At 36.9% G+C, this 21,317-nt stretch carries 22 protein-coding genes; 15 read left to right on the top strand and 7 right to left on the bottom strand.

The features are described from left to right. Positions 1-71: 71 nt before the first annotated feature. A complete protein-coding gene (locus C3L23_RS04050; protein ID WP_127680090.1) occupies positions 72-734 on the top strand; it encodes a ParA family protein in 663 nt (220 codons plus the stop codon). Here C3L23_RS04050 and C3L23_RS04045 read toward each other — a convergent pair. The 5 genes from C3L23_RS04045 to C3L23_RS04025 form a co-directional block, all read right to left on the bottom strand. After that, entirely contained in the window at positions 731-1,192 is a 462-nt protein-coding gene (locus C3L23_RS04045; RefSeq protein WP_127680088.1) for a nucleoside deaminase, read from the bottom strand. The genes C3L23_RS04050 and C3L23_RS04045 overlap by 4 nt on opposite strands. Next, complete coding sequence (locus C3L23_RS04040; RefSeq protein ID WP_127680086.1) at positions 1,192-2,055, bottom strand: polyprenyl synthetase family protein; 864 nt, start codon at positions 2,053-2,055, stop codon at positions 1,192-1,194. The genes C3L23_RS04045 and C3L23_RS04040 overlap by 1 nt, the downstream gene beginning before the upstream one ends. After that, entirely contained in the window at positions 2,052-2,435 is a 384-nt protein-coding gene (locus tag C3L23_RS04035; RefSeq protein WP_127680084.1) for a hypothetical protein, read from the bottom strand. Before C3L23_RS04035 ends, C3L23_RS04040 begins: the two co-directional genes overlap by 4 nt. Next, a complete protein-coding gene (locus tag C3L23_RS04030; protein WP_127680081.1) occupies positions 2,428-2,691 on the bottom strand; it encodes a DUF2018 family protein in 264 nt (87 codons plus the stop codon). The genes C3L23_RS04035 and C3L23_RS04030 overlap by 8 nt, the downstream gene beginning before the upstream one ends. A 139-nt stretch (positions 2,692-2,830) precedes the next feature. Next, a complete protein-coding gene (locus C3L23_RS04025; protein ID WP_127680079.1) occupies positions 2,831-3,262 on the bottom strand; it encodes a phosphoribosylaminoimidazolecarboxamide formyltransferase in 432 nt (143 codons plus the stop codon). 121 nt (positions 3,263-3,383) lie between these two features. Between C3L23_RS04025 and C3L23_RS04020 the strand changes: the two genes are divergently transcribed. Together C3L23_RS04020 and C3L23_RS04015 are read left to right on the top strand one after the other, a co-directional pair. Next, entirely contained in the window at positions 3,384-3,785 is a 402-nt protein-coding gene (locus C3L23_RS04020; protein ID WP_127680077.1) for a rhodanese-like domain-containing protein, read from the top strand. Between the two features lie 9 nt (positions 3,786-3,794). Continuing rightward, positions 3,795-4,553 carry a sulfite exporter TauE/SafE family protein gene (locus C3L23_RS04015; RefSeq protein ID WP_127680075.1) on the top strand — a complete coding sequence of 253 codons (759 nt, stop codon included), beginning with the start codon at positions 3,795-3,797 and terminating at the stop codon, positions 4,551-4,553. Here the strand turns inward: C3L23_RS04015 and C3L23_RS04010 are convergent. Next, positions 4,550-5,428 carry a LysR family transcriptional regulator gene (locus C3L23_RS04010; RefSeq protein WP_127680073.1) on the bottom strand — a complete coding sequence of 293 codons (879 nt, stop codon included), beginning with the start codon at positions 5,426-5,428 and terminating at the stop codon, positions 4,550-4,552. The genes C3L23_RS04015 and C3L23_RS04010 overlap by 4 nt on opposite strands. Positions 5,429-5,527: 99 nt before the next feature. On the opposite strand from C3L23_RS04010, the gene C3L23_RS04005 reads away from it, so the two are divergent. Continuing rightward, entirely contained in the window at positions 5,528-6,679 is a 1,152-nt protein-coding gene (locus tag C3L23_RS04005; protein WP_127680071.1) for a TDT family transporter, read from the top strand. On the opposite strand, the gene purH is transcribed toward C3L23_RS04005, so the two are convergent. Further along, positions 6,676-8,190: a bifunctional phosphoribosylaminoimidazolecarboxamide formyltransferase/IMP cyclohydrolase gene (purH, locus tag C3L23_RS04000; RefSeq protein ID WP_127680069.1), complete on the bottom strand. Its 1,515-nt coding sequence runs from the start codon at positions 8,188-8,190 to the stop codon at positions 6,676-6,678. The two genes, C3L23_RS04005 and purH, sit on opposite strands and share 4 nt — an antisense overlap. A gap of 51 nt (positions 8,191-8,241) precedes the next feature. On the opposite strand from purH, the gene C3L23_RS03995 reads away from it, so the two are divergent. The 11 genes from C3L23_RS03995 to C3L23_RS03945 all read left to right on the top strand — a co-directional run bounded on the left by C3L23_RS03995 (position 8,242) and on the right by C3L23_RS03945 (position 21,316). Continuing rightward, positions 8,242-8,832, top strand: a complete 591-nt coding sequence (locus C3L23_RS03995; RefSeq protein ID WP_127680067.1) for a lipoyl(octanoyl) transferase — start codon at positions 8,242-8,244, stop codon at positions 8,830-8,832. Then, complete coding sequence (locus C3L23_RS03990) at positions 8,801-9,616, top strand: lipoyl synthase (protein WP_127680065.1); 816 nt, start codon at positions 8,801-8,803, stop codon at positions 9,614-9,616. The genes C3L23_RS03995 and C3L23_RS03990 overlap by 32 nt, the downstream gene beginning before the upstream one ends. A 9-nt stretch (positions 9,617-9,625) precedes the next feature. Next, the gene (locus C3L23_RS03985) at positions 9,626-10,585 is read left to right on the top strand and encodes a 6-phosphofructokinase (RefSeq protein WP_127680063.1); all 960 of its coding nucleotides are present in this window, start codon (positions 9,626-9,628) and stop codon (positions 10,583-10,585) included. Between the two features lie 9 nt (positions 10,586-10,594). Then, entirely contained in the window at positions 10,595-12,502 is a 1,908-nt protein-coding gene (locus C3L23_RS03980) for an acetate--CoA ligase family protein (protein WP_127680061.1), read from the top strand. Positions 12,503-12,638: 136 nt separating this feature from the next. Continuing rightward, positions 12,639-12,971: a carboxymuconolactone decarboxylase family protein gene (locus tag C3L23_RS03975; protein ID WP_127680059.1), complete on the top strand. Its 333-nt coding sequence runs from the start codon at positions 12,639-12,641 to the stop codon at positions 12,969-12,971. Continuing rightward, a complete protein-coding gene (locus C3L23_RS03970; protein WP_127680057.1) occupies positions 12,964-13,935 on the top strand; it encodes a thiamine pyrophosphate-dependent dehydrogenase E1 component subunit alpha in 972 nt (323 codons plus the stop codon). Before C3L23_RS03975 ends, C3L23_RS03970 begins: the two co-directional genes overlap by 8 nt. Beyond that, on the top strand, positions 13,922-14,896 hold the full coding sequence (locus tag C3L23_RS03965; RefSeq protein ID WP_127680055.1) for an alpha-ketoacid dehydrogenase subunit beta: 975 nt from the start codon (positions 13,922-13,924) through the stop codon (positions 14,894-14,896). Before C3L23_RS03970 ends, C3L23_RS03965 begins: the two co-directional genes overlap by 14 nt. Further along, positions 14,886-16,121, top strand: coding sequence for a dihydrolipoamide acetyltransferase family protein (locus tag C3L23_RS03960; RefSeq protein WP_127680054.1), 1,236 nt, complete (start codon positions 14,886-14,888; stop codon positions 16,119-16,121). The genes C3L23_RS03965 and C3L23_RS03960 overlap by 11 nt, the downstream gene beginning before the upstream one ends. Beyond that, positions 16,114-17,409: an NAD(P)/FAD-dependent oxidoreductase gene (locus C3L23_RS03955; RefSeq protein WP_127680053.1), complete on the top strand. Its 1,296-nt coding sequence runs from the start codon at positions 16,114-16,116 to the stop codon at positions 17,407-17,409. The genes C3L23_RS03960 and C3L23_RS03955 overlap by 8 nt, the downstream gene beginning before the upstream one ends. Next, complete coding sequence (locus tag C3L23_RS03950; protein ID WP_127680052.1) at positions 17,406-20,066, top strand: plasma-membrane proton-efflux P-type ATPase; 2,661 nt, start codon at positions 17,406-17,408, stop codon at positions 20,064-20,066. The genes C3L23_RS03955 and C3L23_RS03950 overlap by 4 nt, the downstream gene beginning before the upstream one ends. Beyond that, a complete protein-coding gene (locus C3L23_RS03945; RefSeq protein ID WP_246831100.1) occupies positions 20,063-21,316 on the top strand; it encodes a DUF4010 domain-containing protein in 1,254 nt (417 codons plus the stop codon). The genes C3L23_RS03950 and C3L23_RS03945 overlap by 4 nt, the downstream gene beginning before the upstream one ends. The last annotated feature ends 1 nt before the right edge of the window (position 21,317 follow it).

Genomic DNA, 21,317 nt, shown 5'->3' with positions numbered 1-21,317 from the left:
AAACTCCGCATGCTTTTTGATATTATATCAAAAGTAAGCAATTATAAAGTGCGAATATCCGAAGGAAGAAAATGATAATATCATTATATAACATCAAAGGAGGCGTGGGTAAAACATCCACATCAGTAAATCTTGCAAGTGTTGCTTCAAAAAGAGGCAAAACGCTTCTTTGGGATTTGGATATTCAGGGAGCCAGCAGTTATTTTTTCAATAAAAAGCCCAAAAAAAGATATATATTTCAAAAACCGGCGGAAAAAATAATAAAAGCCACCCAATATGAAAACATAGATATAATTCCAGCGGATACCAAACTTGAAAAATACAAAAACGAAATGAAGGATCTTTTAAGTATCCTGAAAAAAAGATACGATTTTATCATTTTAGACGCGCCTGCCACACTTAACCAGCTCACAAGAGACCTTCTTAAAAATTCGGATATTATTATAGTACCCGTGCTTCCGAATATACTTTCCCTCAGAACATACAACCAGATACTTAAAACGAAACTGGCAAAAAACATAAAACTGTTCGTAAACGGCTATGAAAACAAACCCGCACATAAAAAAATAATCCAGACAATACTTAAACTGCCTAAATCTCAATATCTTAACACTTATATACCTAAAAGCAATATTATTGAATCAATGTCGTTTGAAAAGATGAGCGTCGTAGAAAGATTTCCACATTCTCAAGAGGCGAAAAGATATGAAAAACTTTTTAACGAAATAGTTTAATAAGGGACTTTGTCCTTTTTATTGTACCACTCTTTAAAAACTTCCAGACATTCGTCCCTGTATTTCTGTATAAATTCAACATTGTCTTCAGTTTTGCCCTGTATAATGTCATAAATCAGACTGTCGTCAAAACCTATCTCGGCTGCGTCTTTTCTTGTCGCTCCGTAAACAACCTTGTCTAACCTGGCCCAGTGTATCGCACCGAAACACATAGGACAAGGTTCGGCCGTTACATATAAAACACACCCTTTTAAAGAAAAATCGTTTAAATTCCTGCTTGCGTCTCTTATGGCCTGAATTTCGGCGTGTGCAGTCGGATCTTTAAGACCTACTACCTGATTATGGCCTCTTCCGACTATTTTTCCGTCTTTTACTATTACAGCTCCAAAAGGCCCTCCGTCCCCGGACTCTACACCTTTTTTGGCTTCTTTGAGAGCTTCAAGCATAAATTTATACATTAAAACTCCCTCTCAACCACTTTATTTGCAATAACGTCCAATGCCGCTATATTATATTCTTTTATTGCTTCTTTTGCCTCTTCTACAAGCTTTTTGGATTCGGCGTAACACTTTTGAATAATTCCGTTTTCTTTCATTTTATCTCTTATCCACTCTGTTTCTTCTTTTGAGAGTTTCTTTTTATAAAGACTTCTTAATTTTTCCTTGTCACTGCCGTTTAAAGATTCGAAAAGATATATATAAGGAAGTGTGGTTTTACCTTCATAAAAATCATGCATTGCCGGTTTTCCGAGTGTCTGCTCATCCTGTGTAATATCGAGCAGATCGTCTATAATCTGAAAAGCTATTCCAATGTTTTTACCGTAAAGCGCAAATTTATCGGAATCAAATCCTGCGCTGATCGCCGCCGCTTTACACGAAGCTTCTATAAGCGAAGCGGTTTTTTTATAGATCATATCCATATATTTCTGTTTGTCCAGATTGATTTCCTTACTGAGTTTAACATCTTCAAGTTCTCCCTGAGAGAGTAAAAATACAGCGTTTGAAACAGTTTTGGCAATTTCTTTTCCGAAATCTATCAATTCGTAAAAAGCTTTTGAATATACGATATCTCCAAGCATTACAGCTGTAAAATCTCCATATTTTGAATTGATTGACTGAACTCCTCTTCTGCTGTCCGCTTCGTCGATTACATCGTCGTGAAGAAGACTTGCAAGATGAATGGATTCTACGACAGCGGCAAGTTTATCAGCTTCGGGGTTTATAATTGTAATTAATTTGCCTCTGATTCCTTTGCCTTTTTGTATGTCTTTATATTCTTCAAATTTTTCAAACATATTGTCCATTATTTCGAAATATCTCATTTTTTACCTTTAAAATCGACTTTTACCCCGCCCCCGTTTTTTAAATATATATCGAATGTTGCTATTTTACCATTAAAATCTTTAAATTCTATATAAAAATACGGATATATCTGCTTAATTTTTGCAACGGGCACTTTAAATGTATTTAAAGGAGGATCTTTATAAAGGGTAATCTGTCTGGGAAAATTGTCATATCTGTAAAGAACGGTCAATATATCGTTAATGTAAAGGGTCCATCTGAATTTAAAAGGATAAACTTCGCCGTTGTAATAAACGTCGAAATTTGCAGTCTGATCTTTTTTAAGCTGAATCTGATGAGGAAAATTCCAAAATTCAGCCAGTAATAAAACGGGGAGAAAAAAAATAAAAAGCTTATTCATTTTTCGTAAGTATATTTGACATTGTGTGAATATACAAGTCTGTTTCCACCGCTTCAAGCTCAGAGCTTCTGTTAAAAACTATTTCGTTAATTTTCTGATCCACCTCGTCGCCTAAACACTCTTCAGCTATTATTTCAAGTGCCGCAAGTCTTTTAAACACGTCTTCAAGCTCTTCGATTACCAGATTTCTGTTTGCGTGGTACACTATTTCAAAAAATTTATCTTTAGGACTTTTACTTTCGTCAAACCAATCCATCATATCTCCTTTTTTGGCGCAATTTATCATAAAATAACAATTTTTGCAAGAATAAATCTTTCATTTCAACATGAAAACGGTTCACTAAAATAAAACCGTCCGCTGTTATAATTTAGAAAATAACAGCTCGTTTATGTCTCTATACTAGTGTAAGAAGCTTTTCTTCAATCTCTTTTATCCCTTTTTCATCCAGTTCAGACTCGATATTTTGTATAAACAGCCCTTTTTCTTTTTTAAGGTAAGCTCTTAATATTTCATCAAAATCGTCAAATTTCAAAAAAGCGTCCATTGAATTTTCTTTTGATTTTAATACGATAAAATCAAGCATTCTGAACAATATGTCCCTTACAAGCAGATTTTCTTTTACAAGATGTTCGGTTTTCAGATTTGTTCCAACGGAATGAATCTGAAGATTAAAATGATATTCGATTTCTTCTTTCATATTTTTTGCCAGTTCTTCCAGTTCTTCAAAAAAAGCATTCTGCCCGGGAATAAAATTGTCTCTCAAAAACTCCATTTTTTTATAAATTTCTTTTATATCTTTCTGATGCTCTATAATCGGTGCAAGCATTTCTTTCCTTTTAATCAAAATTGAGGTCATATAAATAATATTTATTATTATATTGAAAAAATTTAATTTATCAAATAAAAAAAATATCATTAAAAGTTCGAAAAATTTTTAAGGAGCGTATATGGAAAATATAGATTTGATACTATTAAATAAAATCAACGAACATTTCAAACATTTTGACCAGGAGTTTTTAAAACTTAAACCCTGCAGAATTAAAGTGGAAGAAGTAATTGAAAAAATAAAAAACGACGAAAAAATACTTATTTTAGATATCAGAACCGAATACGAAACTTCTCTGGTAGGATATACATACAAAAATACTTTAAATATACCTTTAAATAAACTGTTTGAAGAAGAAAACATAGAAAAACTACTTCAGTATAAAGACCATACAATAATAGTAAGCTGTCACAGCGGAGCCAGAACTATCGTAGCTACAGCGTTTTTACATCTTTTAGGCATTGAAAATTCAAAATCCCTTGAAGGCGGAATTGCAGCGTTTGCAGACGCAGTGAAACCGTAAGGAGAAAATATGGAAACATACATTCTGACGGTTTTCAGCGGATTGCTCTCCGGCCTCGCCCTCGGACTGACCGGCGGAGGCGGTTCTATACTGGCGGTACCGCTATTGGTCTACCTGGTGGGAGAAAATATACATCTGGCTATTGTAACGTCTCTGATTGCCGTAGGAGCCACATCATTAATTTCATCGATTACATATATGAAAGATAATCTCGTGCGCTTTAAAACAGCGTTTTTAATGGCGGCTCCGGGACTTCTGAGCACTTATCTGGGCTCACTCGTAAATAGACACCTTAACGGTCATCTTTTGCTTGTTCTGTTTTCGTTTTTAATGTTTTACATCGGCTACAGAATGACCAAAAAAAGAAAAACGCCTGAAAAAACAGTTCAGAAAAAAAATTATTTAAAAATTATCGTTTTGGGCTTTATTGTAGGATTTGCCAGCGGACTTTTCGGTGTAGGAGGAGGGTTTTTACTCGTTCCGGCTTTGTATATGGGTGCAAATCTGAGCATGAAAGAATCAGTCGGAACATCTTTATTTATTATTTTTCTGTTCGGACTTTTCGGAATGACAAGTTATATATTACAGCACAGAGAGGTTAATTTCCTTATCAGCGCCGTTTTCGTTATAGGAGGAACGCTTGGAGGTTTTATTGGTGCAAAAATAGGAGAAAATCTTAATCAGGAAAAATTAAGACTGATATTCGCTTATTTTACGATGGCTATGGCGGTATTTATATTTTTGGAAAACATTTTCAAACTGATTTAATTTTTATGACCGGATTTGATACATTTTATAAATTCGTTTAAAAGTTTGCTTTTATATTTATTTTTATGATAAACGATATAAAAATTTCTTTTTAAATCTATATTTTTCACCTTTATTTCAAAGAGCTTTTTTTCTTTCAGCTCTTTTTTAACAGCATATTCGGAAATGCAGGTTACCATATCGCTGTCTTTAAGCAGAAAGTTTTTAATTTCGTCAAACTCGCTGCATTCCAAAAACAGATTTATATCTTTTTTAAGTTCGCCCAGAGCCTTTATAAACATTTCTCTGGTACCCGATCCTTTCTCCCTCAAAATCCACTTTTTATCAAAAAGCGTATCAATAAACACCTCTTTGTTTGAAAGTTTTTCATTGCTGCTTACTATAATCAGTTTATCGCTGCCTATTTTTTCTTTGATTATATCTATTTCGTTTATTTCAGTCTCAATAATACCCAAATCGATTTCGCCGTTATTAATCATCTGTATAATCTGCGAAGAGTTTCTTATAAAATGCGATATTTTAACGTCTTTGTATTTATTAAGAAATCTGATAATAAGCTCAGGCATTAAAAAATTTCCGAAACTTTTGCTCGTTACTATTTTTAAATGTCCGGATATTTTGTTTTTGTCAAACATTTTCTCAGCATCAGTAAGAGCTTCGTAACAAAAAACCGTTTCTTCGTAAAACCTTCTGCCGTATTCGTTTAATACGACTTTTTTGCCTATTCTTTCAAACAGTTTCTCACCGACACTGTTTTCAAGTGATTTAATAGCCAGTGAAACCGCCGACTGTGTTATCCCAAGCTCTTTTGCCGTTTTTCCCATATGATTGTATTTGGCAAGTTTATAAAATATTTCAAGTTCTTTGAGGGTCATATTAAGCCTTATTTGTTTTTTTTATTATTATATTAAATTTTATAAATTTTTTAAATTAAATTCATTTAACTATACTCTCAAAAAATAAAAAGGAGCATAATGAAACCGTTTAAGCACAAGAATCTCAAAGAAATAGTCAAAAATTTTACACCCAACTGGTTTACCCTGAATATGGGTACCGGAATTTCGTTTTTAATTATGCATAACACTAGAATAAATTTTCCGTATGAAAATATTATTCTTAAAAGTTTCTGGGTTATGGACATATTCTTTTTTCTGTTATTTTCCATACTGTTTTTAAGCAGAATTATATTTTTCCCCGAAACAGTCAAACTTATGCTTAAACATCCCGTCCAGTCTATGTTTTTAGGTGCTATTCCTATGGGACTGGTGCCTATACTGGAAGGTTTTACCGTTTTTAAAGTTAATCTGCCGGGCATTCATTATTTAAATGTATCTCTTTTTTTATGGTGGTTTGATGCGTTTCTCGCGGTTACAATAGGACTTGGCGTCGTATTTTTAATGTTTACGATTCAAAAAGAACATTCACTCAAAAACATGACCGCGGTATGGCTTTTACCGATAGTTGCCTGCGAGGTAACGGCGTCCGCCGGAGGTTTTTTGGCACCTTATTTTAATATTCATACTGCTAAAGTTCTTATTTTTTCAAGCTATGTGTTGTGGAGTTTTTCCGTTCCTTTGGCTTTTTCGGTGCTTGTAATACTTTTTTTGAGGCTTGTCACGCACAAACTGCCCGACATTGCAATGGCGACGACAAGCTGGCTGACTTTGGGACCTCTTGGGACGGGCGCTCTTTCGCTGCTGCTTTTAGGTCACGCGTCAGATATAAAACTGCATGAAAATTTTGGAGAATTTTTAAACCATTTTGGAATAATTACCGGTATTTTAATATGGGGATACGCTCTTTGGTGGTGGATTATGTCATGGCTTATTACTTTAAAATATTTTAAAGAAGGACTGCCGTTTAGTATGGGATGGTGGGCGTTTACATTCCCTGTGGGAGTATTTACCGCATCTACTTATGCGATATACAACCTTACCGGATATGAAATATTCAAAATATTAGGATACATTTTTACCGTCCAGCTTCTGACATTCTGGTTTATCGTATTTTTTAAAACTCTGCCGGGTATATGGAGCGGATATCTGTTTAACGCCCCTTGTCTTTCAGAAGAGAGCGGACTTCCTAAAAACATGGAAGAGTGTAAAAAATTCAAAGAAAAAGACTAATGAAGGAAGTGTCTTTTTCCTGTGAAATACATAGCGATTCCTGCTTCGTCAGCCGCCTCTATAACTTCATCGTCTCTGATACTGCCGCCCGGCTGAATAATAGCTTTTACCCCTACTTCAGCCGCGTAATCTACGCTGTCACGGAACGGGAAGAACGCTTCACTCGCAAGTGAGCTTCCCGTAATGTCAAGTCCAAGTGATTTTGCTTTTTCAACGGCACATCTTGTTGCGTCAACCCTGCTGGTCATTCCCATGCCGATTGCCACCATTTGAGAGTCTTTTACGAATACAACGCAGTTTGATTTCGTAAGAGCTGCAATTTTCCACGCCATTTCAAGATCTTTTTTATCTTCCACGCATACTTTAGTAACGCATTTAGCCTGAGCAACCTCATCTTCAGTTACTACATCCGCATCCTGGAATACAAATCCGCCTTCAATGTGTTTGAAATCCCATACATCTCCCGGAATTTCGAGTTTAGATTTTCTTAAATCGAATAGTTTGATTCTTTTTTTCTTTTCAAACACTTTAACGGCTTCATCCGTAATAGTACCCGCAATAAGCACTTCTACGAAAATTTTGTTAATCTCCTCCGCAAGTTCTTTCGTAACTACGCCGTTAACCGCAACAACCCCTCCGTAAGCACTGATAGGGTCACATTCAAGAGCTTTTTGCCATGTTGTAACAAGGTCGTCTTTTTTCGCTGCTCCGCACGGGTTTGCGTGTTTGATGATACTTATAGCGCCTTCTCCCAGACTCACCGCAATTTTTACGGCACCGTTAATGTCTGTGAGGTTATTGAAGCTCGGCTCTCCTTTTATAATGTTAAGGCCTTTGTAAAAATCTTCAAATTCATAAAGAGCGCCTCTTTGATGAGGGTTTTCACCGTATCTTGTGTTAAACACCCTCTCTCCTACGATAAATCTTTTATTCCCGAACCCGCCGTTGAATCTTTCGTTCATATAGTTCGCAATCATACTGTCGTATGCGGCTGTGTGCTCATATGCTTTTATCATCAGATCTCTTCTGAATTCATATGTGTCTTTTTTCTCTTTAAGTGCGTTTACCACAGTATCGTAATCTTCCGGATCCGTTACAATTAGCACGTCTTTGAAGTTTTTAGCCGCGCTTCTTACCATTGTAGGCCCGCCAATATCGATATTTTCGATAATTTCATCAAAATCGTCCGTTCTTTCGATCGTTTCTTTAAACGGATAAAGGTTTACAGCTACCAAATCTATTCTTGTAATTCCAAGTTTCTTTGCCTCTTCGTCGTCAATCCCGCTTCTGTATAAAATTCCTCCGTGAACGTACGGATTAAGTGTTTTCACCCTTCCGCCGAAACATTCTGGAAATTTCGTAATTTCGCTGATATCGATCGCATTGATTCCGTTTTCCTGGAGTATTCTTTTAGTTCCGCCGGTTGAGATTATCTCAAATCCCAAATCTACAAGCTGTTTTGCAAAATCAACAATACCCGTTTTGTCAGACACGCTTAAAAGTGCTCTCATTAAATAATCCTTTTTTTATGAAATTTTACTATAATTTATAAAAGGAAAAAAATGAATATTATTTTCAGAGATTTAGGACTGATAAAATATGAACGCTTTTTAGAAATACAGGAAAAACTCACTCCATTAAAACAAAATATAGTTCTTTTTGCCACACATTACCCTGTTTTTACGGTCGGAATAAACGAAAAAGAAAAATTTCCTAATGCGGTTCCGGTTAAAAGAGGAGGCAGCATAACCTATTTCGACGAAGGGACTCTGATGGTCTATTTTATTTTCAGCGTAAAAAGCCCTCCTAATTTTTTTAAAAAAATAAGAAAAGTTTTGGATATGTTTTTTAAGGAGTTTGCGCTTCCCATCAAATACGACAAAACCAAGCCCGGATATTACATACAAAACAGAAAAATCGCTTCACTCGGTTTCAGCTATACAGACGGCCGATCCAATCACGGTATATCCATTCATATCAATCCCGACTTAAAAACGTTTAACACTATAAGACCCTGCAATTTAAGCAATATTAAAGCTACATCGTTGTATAATGAAGGAGTGGATATATCAATCGAAGAATCAAAAAATATTTTAAAAGAAATAATAACAGAGGTATTTAATGAAACCCAAAGTCAAAGCTCCGGCATTTGAAACAATAAAAAAAACGCTTAATATAATTGACAAATACGGTATAAACACCGTATGCTATTCTTCAAAATGTCCCAACCTTGCCGAATGTTTCGAAAGAGGCACGGCAACTTTTATGATAATGGGGTCAAAATGCACAAGAAACTGCAGATTTTGCAACGTTACAAGCGCAAAACCTGATCCCCTTGATTATAATGAACCCGAAAAGATCGCTTCCGCCGTAAAAGATTTAGGGCTTTCATATGTAGTTATCACTTCGGTAGACAGAGACGATCTGCCGGATTACGGAAGCGGACATTTTTACAGTGTTGTAGAAGAAACACACAGACAAAACCCGGATACCAAAATAGAAAGTCTTACTCCGGATTTTAACGGAGATATTAATGCGTTAAATCTGATGGTCTCTTCCGATTCTTACAAACTCGCACATAATATAGAAACAGTAAAAAGACTTCATAAGCGCTTAAAGCCCAAAAGCTCTTATTCTCTGAGTCTTAAAGTGCTGGAGTACTATTCGAAATTCAAAATTACCAAATCATCAATAATTGTAGGGTTAGGAGAAATGTTTGAAGAAATCGAAGCCACTATGAAAGATCTTATAAACGCTGGAGTTTCCCAGCTAACAATAGGCCAGTATCTTCAGCCTTCAGCCAAGCATGTTTCCGTAAAAAAACATTATACGCATAAAGAATTCGAACTGCTTAAACAGATGGCCGTTTCAGCCGGGTTCAAATCGGTAGTAAGCGGACCGCTGATCAGAAGCAGTTATTACGCAGACAAATTATAAAGGATACTCATGAATGTAGCAATTCTTACAAGCGGAGGCGACAGCAGCGGTATGAACGCCGCAATAAAAAAATTCGTAGAATATACAAAACAAAAAAACATATCTCCCTACTTCGTATATGACGGTCTTGAAGGTCTTATAGACGGGAAAATCAAATCCGCTTCGTATAAAGACGTAGCAGGAATCATATACAAAGGAGGCACCGTCATACGTTCGAGCAGAAGTAAAAGATGGTATGAAAAGAGATATAGAAAACAGGCTTATGAAAACCTCAAAAAACACCAAATAGACGCTCTTATAATTTTAGGCGGAGACGGAAGTTTTCATGCTCTTAATATTTTTTACAACGAATTCAAAATACCTTTTATGGGAATACCGGCCACCATTGACAACGATATAGCTTTAAACGAGTATTCTATCGGCGTAGATACGGCCCTAAATGTAATCAGGCACGCAATTGACGAAATAAGAGACACAGCCAGCAGCTTCAGCCGTGCTTTCGTTATAGAAACGATGGGAAGGGAATGCGGATATCTGGCACTCACAAGCGCAGTAGCCAACGGAGCGGAAATGTGTCTGATTCCCGAAATTGAATACAATCTTGAAAATCTTAAAAAAAGATATCTAAACGAAATTAAAGAAGGCCGAAATTATTTTATCTCCATAGTATCCGAAGGGCTAAAAATAACGGACAGAATAAAAAAATGGTTTGAAGAAGAAATAGGTTTTGAAAGCAGAATTACGATACTCGGCCATGTGCAAAGAGGAGGAAGCCCTACCGTTATAGAAAGACTGAGAGCAGCGGAATTTATTGTAAACGCAATTGACAGCCTGCATTCAAATCCCAACAAAATAGTAACTTTTTACAATGACAGCTTTATTTTGAGAGATTTAGAAGAAATAATAAACACAAAATATACCCTGGATAAAGAAATGGTTAAAATAGCCAAACCTTTGATGGGTCTGTAAAGGAAAAAAATGAAAGAAGCCGAAGTTTATACACTGCTGGATAAATATAACATAAAACATCCCGAATATAAGGTATTTAAATTAAACGAAGATCTGGATTTCAACATATTTCCGTGCGTTTTAAAAATACACAGTTCAAAAGTCGTTCATAAAAGCGATGTGGGCGGAGTTATTACGGATATTACTGATAAAAAAGCGTTAAAAAAAGCAAAAGAAACCATCATTAACAATCTTAAAAAAAACGGTATAACCCTTGATAATGAAGACGGTTTTATTATAGAAGAACAGATAAAAGGGCTCGAACTTTTTATAGGAGGAATATTTGATACTATTTTTGAAGAGATTCTTCTTTTCGGAAAAGGAGGCACTCTTATAGAAATAGAAAAAGACGTATGTTATATCGATACGAATGCAAACTACGAAGAAATAAAAAAAGCCGTTTTTGATACTAAAATATCAAAAATTTTCCCTTCATTCAGAGGCAGACGGTATGATATAGACATCGTAGTAAACGAAATCAAAAAATTTCAAAAACTTTTTGAAAACGAAAATATTAAAGAGTTTGATATCAATCCTTTTTTATACACCGACAAAGGTCTCATTGCGGTAGATGCAAGAATAAAAAAAGGAAAACCGGAAAAAAAACATCATTTAAACAAAACGGTGTCTTTATTTAATAATGAAAAAATAGCCCTTTTAGGCGCAACGGACAAAGAAAACAAAGTAGGATATGCAATTGCAAAAAACTCCCTCAAATCAAACGCTGAGGTATATTTTGTAAATCCGAGACTTAAAACACTCTTTAATAAACCTGTATATAACCAAATAGACTCTCTTCCGGAAATAGACACGGCTGTAATAGCCATTCCGACACAGTTTGTTTTAGACTCAGTTAAACAGCTTATTAAAAAAGGATGTAAAAACTTCATTATAATCTCAGCGGGATTTAAAGAAATCGGAAATACAAAAGCCGAAAACGAATTAAAATCTCTTGCCGAAAAATATAATATAAACATTGTCGGTCCAAACTGCCTGGGAATTTACAATGCCGAAAAAACTCTAAATCTTACATTTGCAAAAAGCAAAATCCATAAAGGCAATATCGGTCTCATTTCCCAAAGCGGAGCGGTTTTAACGGCAATAATGGACAAAGCCGAACATTATAAAATAGGTTTTTCACATATAATTTCGATGGGAAATATGGCCGATTTTAATTTTGCAAACGCCATTGACGAATTAAACGCCCAAAAATCGTGCGAAATAATCTCTATTTATGCAGAAGGCCTGCAATACGGAAAAGCATTTTTAGAATCTCTTAGAAAATCCACAAAACCCGTACTTCTCTTTAAAGCCGGGAAAAGCGATGCGGCTAAAAAAGCGGCATTTTCCCATACCGGAAATATAGCCGGAAACTATGAAATGATAATAAACCTTGCCCGTTCGGCAGGAGCTGAGATAAAAGAATCGATAGAAAGTCTTATTTTTTCACCTAAATTCAATCATATTGAAGAAATTGTTATCGTTACAAACGCAGGGGGTCCGGGCACTGTTTTAACCGATCTTGTCAGCAGATATAAAAAAATTAAAACACTGGATAAAAGCATAATAGAAAAACTAAACGGCGTACTGCCCCCAACATGGTCTCACAACAATCCCGTCGATGTTATAGGAGACGCAACCGCCCAAAGATACGACAGCGCTTTAAAAATTTTAGCGCCACTAAGCGAACTTATTTTTGTTATCGTAACACCCCAGTTTATGACGGATGCTGAAAAAATAGCCCGGATACTGGTTAAATATCAAAATGTAATACCCGTTATGCTTGGAAAAACCTCCTTTGAAAAAGCAAATGAAATTTTTGAAAAATCCCATACGCTTTATTTTACCTCTTTGGAAGAAGCTTCTAAAATCCTCTGATTTTTCTCTTTTTTATTTTTTTGTCATTTTCATGTTATTTTTTCCTTTTTTTAAGGATTGTTTAAAGTTTACGGAGTTATAATAAATAAAGGACTAAAAAAGATTTAGTCTACTTCACTGAAGGAGGGTTCAAATGATGAAAGAAAAACTACAGGAAATTCAAACTCTCATTAAAAATCTGCAGGAAAACGCACCTGAAGAAACCAAAACATTTTTTTCATTTATGCAAAGTGTAGAAAAAGACGGAGCTGTAAGCGCAAAAAACAAAGAGCTTATTAATGTTGCGTTGGCGGTAGCCGCACAGTGCGAATGGTGTATTGCGTTTCATACCAAAAACGCTCTTAAACTCGGAGCCAGCAAAGAAGAAATAGTTGAAGCCGCAATGCAGGCGGTACTTATGCACGGAGGTCCGGCACTCATGTATATGACTCCCCTTTTTAAAGCAATAGAAGAGTTTAGCAATGAATAGCGCAAGAGTTAAAAAGTTTTATTATTTAATGAGACTCGGCCGCGAGTTTGAGCTTGCGGCAAAACGCGAATATATGAACGGGAACATTGCCGGATTTTTACATCTTGATATAGGTCAGGAAGCCGTAAGTGTCGGAACTATGCAGGCTTTTGACAAAGGAGACGTGTTTACACACTACAGAGAACACGTACTAGCGATTGCCAGAGGAATGGATCCCAAACTCGTAATGGCCGAGCTGTTCGGCAAAAAAACGGGTATAAGCAGAGGCAAAGGCGGGTCAATGCACCTGTTTGAGCCAAAACTTGATTTTTACGGGGGAGACGCGATAGTGGCAGGACATCTGCCTATAGCCGTCGGATGTGCATATGCCAGAAAAATCCAGGGCGAAAATGCCGGTGTATTCGCTATATTCGGAGACGGTGCAAGCAATGCGGGCGCTTTTTTTGAAAGTATCAATATCGCAAGCGCATGGAAACTGCCCGTAATATTTTTCTTAGAAAACAACTTTTACGCAATCGGTACGCATATTTCATGGGTAAGCCCGTTTATTGAACAGTTCCATAAAGTCAAAAACTATATGCCGGCAAAAGTAATAGACGGTATGAACGTATGTGAAGTGTATGATGCCGTAACCGAAGCAAAAGAATATATAGAAAACGGACTTGGTCCATATTTTATTGAAGCGAAAACTTACAGGTACGAAGGGCACAGCATGAGTGACGCCGGGAAATACAGAAGCGAGGAAGAGCTTGAAATATACAAAAGCAAAGACCCTATTGAAAATCTTAAAAAAGAAGCGTTAAAAAAAGGTCTGGCTGACGAAAGATATTTCCGGGAAACCGACGCAAAAATAGAACATATAATAAACGAAGCCGTTGAATTTGCGAAAAATTCGCCTGAACCCGATGTGGAAGAACTGTATGACGGGGTATTTTGTAAGGAGTGTGAAAATGTTATACCGTAGCGCATTAAATAAAGCGATAGACGAATCCATGGAAGCGGATTCAAGTGTAGTTATTTTAGGTGAAGACGTAGGGAGATACGGAGGCAGCTACCGCGTCAGCGAGGGGCTTTTTTCAAAATACGGAGAAAAAAGGGTAATTGACACACCTATTGCGGAACTCAGCATAGTGGGAAACGCAATAGGTATGGCAATTGCCGGGCTCAGACCGATAGCGGAAATAATGACCGCAAACTTTTCCCTGCTTGCAATGGATCAGATTATAAACCATGCTGCAAAATTCAGATATATGAGCGGAGGCAAAATGACTATTCCTCTGACTGTCAGAATGCCTGGAGGAGTCAGCAGACAGCTCGCTGCGCAGCACAGTGAAAATTACGAAACGCTTTTCAGTTCAATACCCGGACTTATTGTTCTTGCCGCAAGCAATGCCTCATATGCTTATTACGGCTTAAAATGGGCTATTTTCAGCAACGACCCTGTTGTGTTTTTAGAACACGAGCTTTTGTATCCCATGGATATGGAATTCAGAGAAATAAAAAATTTTGATCCGTTTAAAGCAGAAATAGTAAAAGAAGGCAAAGATGTTACGATCATCACATACCTGAAAATGAGATATGACGTAATTGAAGCCGCAAAAGAACTTGAAAAAGCCGGAATAAACGCTGAAATAATAGATTTAAATTCTCTAAGGCCTCTTGATATCGAAACAATTGCTAATTCCGTTAAAAAAACAAAAAAAGCCGTAATTGTGGAAGAAGATCATAAAACGGGAGGAATGGGCGCTGAAATACTTGCACAGATAACAGAAAAATGTTTTTACGATTTAGACGCGCCGGTTTTAAGAATAGCCGGAGAAGACGTACCGATTCCGTATAACAGAAAACTTGAACTCGCTTCAATCCCTACCCCTGAAAAAATAGTCAAAAAAATTTTAGAGTGGAAGGCTGAAAATGGAATATAAAGTAACCATGCCTATTCTCAGCGATACGATGGACAAAGGCAAAATTACAAAATGGTACGTCAAAGTTGGCGACATCGTAAAAAAAGGTGATAAACTGTGCGAAGTCGAAAGCGACAAAGCCACTATGGATATTGAAAGTTTTGTTGACGGAAAAGTAAAAAAAATAGTTGTAAAAGAAGGCGATGAGGTTCCTGTAAAAAGCGTAATAGCTATAATTGAGAATGGAGAATTGAAAATTGAGAATGGAAAAAATGTAAATACAGCAGAAGAGTCAAAGAGTGAAAAAAACACCTCATCTGAAAATAAAAAACAGACCGAATCCTCAAAAGAGCCGGAAGATATTGATATTGACACAATTATAAGTTCGGTTTTAAATACGTCTGAAGAAAACAGAACCGTTTCCGGCAGCGCCAGTCCCGCAGCAAAGAAAAAGGCGGCTGAATTCGGAATAGACATAGAAAAACTTCAGGAAAAAAACGAAATTCCAAAACCCGCACATATAAAAGACATAGAAGAGCATATAATCAGCAGATATTTCACACCGAAAGCCGCTAAACTGCTTAAAGAGTACAATATTAATTACGACACATTCAAGCTTGATCATAAAATTGACAGCACAGAGGTTATAAACTACATAAAACAGAACAATATACCGAAAATTTCAACACTTACGCCAAATCAAAAAGCGGTTATAAAAACTCTTGAAAATTCACTTACCAAGCCGGTGTTTTTTATTTTTGAAGAAATAGAAATCACCAAAAAAGAAGGCATCAAAATAACGGCTCAGATTATAAAAGCCCTCGCAAACGCAATGCAGAAAAACCCTTTAAGCCGATCAATTCTAAAAGACGGTAATTTACTAACCTATCCCGCTTCTAATATTTCGGTAGCCGTCAGCAGAGAAGACGGACTTTTTATGTGTGTAATTAAAAATGCGGAAGAAAAAACTTTACAGGAAATAAACGAATGGCTGAAAGAAATTAAAACAAAAAAACTCAGCATCGAAGATTTGACGGGTTCCACATTCGGAATAAGCAATTTAGGAATGTTTAATATTGAAAGCTTCACAGCGGTAATCAATGATAAAGACGCGGGAATAGCGGCATTCGGAAAACTGACGGAAAATAAAATAAAAACAGCTTTTACGATAGACCACCGAATATTAAACGGTGTGGAGGCTGCGATGTTTGTTAATGATTTCAAAGAGGAGATAAAAAATGTATGACGTAATAATTATAGGAGGAGGCTTGGGATACACAGCAGCCATAGTCCTAGGCAAAGCCGGCAAAAAAGTGGCTTTAATAGAAAAAGACCTCTCACATATTGGAGGAACATGCCTGCATAACGGATGTATTCCTTCTAAAAACCTGCTTCACAGGGCTAAAACAGTAATAGAATCCAAAGAAGACGTTTTTACAAAAAAGGCTTCCGTAAATCTTAAAAATATAAAAGAAAAAATCGAAGCGATTTTGCAAAAAAGCACTTCGGCCGTTATAAACCAGTGTAAAGCCGCAGGAGTAGATCTTATAGAAGGAAAAGCCGAAATAACTGATGAAGGGGTAAAAGTCGGAAACAAAATATTTAACCCGGCGTATACAATAATAGCAACCGGCTCAAAACCGAGAATTCCTTCAGAAATAGAAATAGATTACAAAAAAATAATCACATCAGACGAAGCGCTAAAAATGGAACATATTCCAAAAGAAATTTCCATTTACGGCACTGGGGCCATAGGTCTGGAAATGGCAACCGTTTTTGCCGCATTCGGAAGCAAAGTCAACCTGATATACAGACATGAAAACATATCAAGAAAATTTCCTCAGGCTATTACTCAAAATCTTGAAAAACAGCTAAAAAACATAGGAGTAAATCTTATTCCTAATACTTCTATACAAAAAGCTTATGTTAAAAACAATAAAGCGGTAATACATACGCAAGACAAAACCTTTGAAACGGAATATCTGCTTGTGGCAACCGGAAGAGTGCCTGATACAGACGCCGTTAAAACAGATAAAATCGCAATAGAAAAAGGCGCCGTTAAAACAGACGAATATTTCCGAACCACAATGCCCGGGGTATTTGCTATAGGCGACTGTAACGGCAAACTACTTTTAGCCCACGCGGCAAGGGCGGAAGCCCTCAACGTAGCAGATCAGATACTTGGAAACAAAGAAAAACTCAATCTTAAAAATATTCCAAAATTCATATACACTCTTCCTCTTTCTTACGCAAACATCGGTAAAGCCACTGAAAACTCCGCTTCTTTTCCGCTTTCTTATTTGGGTATTTCAGGAAGCGGCTTTGGAGATAAAAACGGAATGGTGATACTTTATTCGGATGATGAAAATTTCATAACGGGAGCCGACATACTCGCACCCAATGCGGAAGAGCTTATAGGAATTATAGCTGCTGCACTGACCGGAGAACTTGATATTAATACGTTCAAAAAAACAATATTTCCGCACCCTACATACAGTGAGGCAATCGACAGAACTTTAAGGAGGTTTAGATGAAAACGGAAGATTATAAAAATATACCCGTTGAAAAAGTTGCAGGAGAATTTCAGACGGATCTTGAAAAAGGTCTAAGCTCGGAAGAAGCCAAAAAAAGACTTAAAAAATACGGACCGAATGAAATCCCTGAATATAAAGAGCCTTTGTGGCACAGGATTTTCAGAAGATTCTGGGGACCGATTCCATGGATGATCGAAATTGCGGCCGTTTTAAGCGCACTGGTCCACAGATGGGAAGATTTCACCATTATTATGATAATGCTTTTTACAAATGCTATTTTGGACTTTTACCAGGAGCACAAAGCATTAAACGCAATTGAAGTATTAAAGAAAAAACTGGCGCGCAAATCCACGGTTTTAAGAAACGGACAATGGATGGAAATACCGGCTAAAGAACTGGTACCCGGAGATATTATTAAAATAAAAATCGGAGACATTGTTCCAGCAGACGTAAAACTTATAGGCGGCGGCGAGTTTTTATCAGTCGACCAGTCGGCACTGACGGGTGAAAGTCTGCCGGTAACCAAAAAACCGGGAGACGTCGCCTTTTCAAATTCGGTAATAAAACAAGGAGAAATGACTGCTTTGGTTGTAGGCACCGGCCTTAATACATATTTCGGCAAAACGGTGGGGCTTGTAGCCAAAGCCGAACACAATCAAAGAAGCCATTTCCAAAAAATGGTTATTAACGTTGGTAATTATCTTATATTAATTACCGTTATTATGGTAGCTATTATCATTTTTGCCGGAGTAAAAAGACACGAAAATATTTGGGAGCTTTTGGAATTTTCGCTTGTATTAACGGTCGCGGCAATACCTGTCGCACTTCCAACCGTGCTTACCGTAGTAATGGCGGTAGGAGCGGTTAACCTTGCAAGAAAACAGGCAATAGTATCCCGTCTTGCCGCAGTAGAGGAAATGGCGGGTATGGATATACTCTGTTCGGATAAAACAGGAACGCTCACCCAAAATAAAATGACGGTAGGCACTCCTTACATAGAGGAAAACCACACTCCCGAAGAGCTTTTTAAATACGCTCTGTTTGCCAGTAAAAAAGAAAATAACGACCCTATCGAAAAACCGATTTTTGAATGGGCGGAAAAAAACAATCTGAAACTGCCTGAATTTAAACTGATTAAATTTATACCGTTTGACCCTGTACGTAAAAGAACGGAAGCCTATATAGAACTGGACGGTAAAAAAATAGTAGCGACAAAAGGCGCTCCTCAGGTTATTATTGAAATGTGCAACCTGGATAAAGAACATAAACAAAAAGCTTATGCAAAAGTAGAAGAGTTCGCCCAGGACGGCTTTAGGACACTCGGAGTTGCTTACAAACTCGAAGATGAAAACAGTTTTCATTTCCTGGGTCTGATTCCTCTGTATGACCCGCCAAGACCGGACTCCAAAGAAGCTATAGAAGAAGCCAAAGAAAAAGGCGTGGAAGTTAAAATGGTAACGGGAGACAATGTAGCCGTTGCAAAATATATAGCAAAAATACTCGGAATCGGAGAAAACATATATTCAATAAGAGAGCTTAAAAACGAAACGCACGACGAATATATCACACTCGCTCAGATTATTTCCAAAGCTTTACTCAAAAGTATGAATTTAAGCGATGAGGAAATAAAAGAAAAAGTTGATCAGATCACATCTCTCGTAAAAAAAGAAGTGGGTAAACTTACAAAAGGCAGCGTAAAAAGACACGAAAGCGAAATAGTAAAAATAATAGAAGAGGCGAACGGATTTGCGGAAGTTTATCCGGAAGACAAATATTTTATAGTCGACGAACTTCAAAAAGCCGATCATATCGTAGGTATGACGGGTGACGGCGTAAACGACGCACCGGCTTTGCGTAAAGCGGACACCGGAATTGCGGTAAGCGGAGCAACGGACGCGGCAAGAGCTGCTGCGGATATTGTGCTGCTGGCACCGGGACTCAGGGTTATAGTAGACGCGATTAAGGAAGCCAGAATAACGTTTGAAAGGATGAAAAGCTATACCATTTACAGAATAGCCGAAACAATCAGGGTGATTTTATTTATGACTCTTGCTATCGTTATTTTTAATTTCTATCCTATTACGGCACTGATGATTATCCTTTTGGCACTTTTAAACGATATCCCTATTCTTTCAATCGCATATGACAACACAAAAATAGAAAAAAAACCGGTCCGATGGGATATGCATGAAATGCTTGTACTCTCAACGTGGCTTGGTATCGCAGGGGTGCTCAGCAGTTTTACAATTTTTTATATTACGATGGTATATATCCAGGCGCATCCAGACAGTGCATTCTTCCCTGATATCCCAAGCTGGATAAACGTTCACGATCCGAAAAGCTGGCTGTTGTTCGTGCAAAGCGCATTTTTTACCAAACTTGTAATGGCCGGACACTGGACTATCTATAACACCAGAACAAGCGACTGGTTCTTTAAAAAACCTTATCCAAGCTGGATTTTGCTTGTAGCCTCTTTTTCAACTGCGTTTTTAGGCCTCATTATAGGTGTTTACGGATTCGGATTAATTACGCCTATCGGCTGGAAATGGGGAATATTCCTATTTTTCTATACCGTTGTGTGGTTTGTATTTAACGATTTCGTTAAAAGAGCGGTTGTAAAATATTACAGAAAAGCAAAAGGAATTGACGTACTATGAAAATGTTAAGTTTTATTCCTCAGGATTTAATTTATCTTATTATAGTCACGTCCCTTTCTTTTCTGATAGGCCTTGAATTAAAAAGCTACAGAGAAAGCAAAAATGTACAAAAAACTCATATCGGCTCCGCAAGAACCTATACTTTCATAGGTATTGCGGGATTTGTGTTCTTTAAAATAAATCTTTATTTTTATATTGCGGGATTTTTATCCCTTACGCTTTTATATGCGATTCATTACTATTACAAAACAATACACGACAGAACTTCCATCGTTTCATATCTTGTAATGAGTATAGTTTACAGTTTCGGCGCTCTGATAGAGGCCTACAACAACGTATGGCTTGTGGCGTTTTTATTCGTACTTGTTGTATTTATACTCAATTATAAATCCCACACCCAGAATTTCTTAAACGAAATAAACGAAAAAGAGATTGAAACACTAGGAAAATTTCTGCTTTTAAGTGCGGTAATCCTGCCTATACTGCCTGATACGGAAATCAAATACATAAATATCTCTCCTTTTAAAATATGGCTTGTAGTCGTTATCATTTCTGCAATATCATACGGCAGCTATCTGGCTCAAAAATTCATATTCAAAAACAAAGGATACCTGCTTACAGGAATTTTCGGAGGTCTTTACAGCTCTACGGCCACAACCGTTGTATTAAGCAAAAAAGCGTTAAGCATTAAGGCAAAAGGAGACATATTAAGTATTATCAATTCATCTATTATCGTGGCTACTTCGATGATGTACTTAAGACTTCTTGTAATTGCTGTGATTTTCAATTTTCAGGTGGCAAAAGCCATTTCTCTGCCTTTAATCTTATTTGCGGCAGCCGGAATAGTAATATCTTTTGCCCTTTACAAAAAACAGACCGCAAGCAATGTGCCTATTGACGACAGAAACCCTTTAGAACTTGGAACGGCTTTCGTTTTTGCATTTTTGTTTGTAGCAATGATGGCTATTACCCATTATGTAACGGCTCATTTTGGAAACGTAGGACTTAAAATCCTCTCTTTCATTATAGGTTTTACGGATATAGACCCGTTTGTCCTGTCTCTAATGACAGGCAAATTTCACATTACATTGAATGCAATATCGGCGGCAATAGTAATAGCAGCCGGAAGCAACAATATATTAAAAGCCATATATGCGCTGATTTTCAGTAAAAAAATAGCAAAAACAGCGGCAATATGGCTTTTTGTACTTGGTATTTTAACAATAGCTTACGGATTATTCGTATACTAAA

The organism is Nautilia sp. PV-1 (genome assembly GCF_004006315.1).
Taxonomy (GTDB): Bacteria; Campylobacterota; Campylobacteria; order Campylobacterales; family Nautiliaceae; genus Nautilia; species Nautilia profundicola_A.
This window is presented reverse-complemented; position numbering and strand designations above follow the sequence as displayed.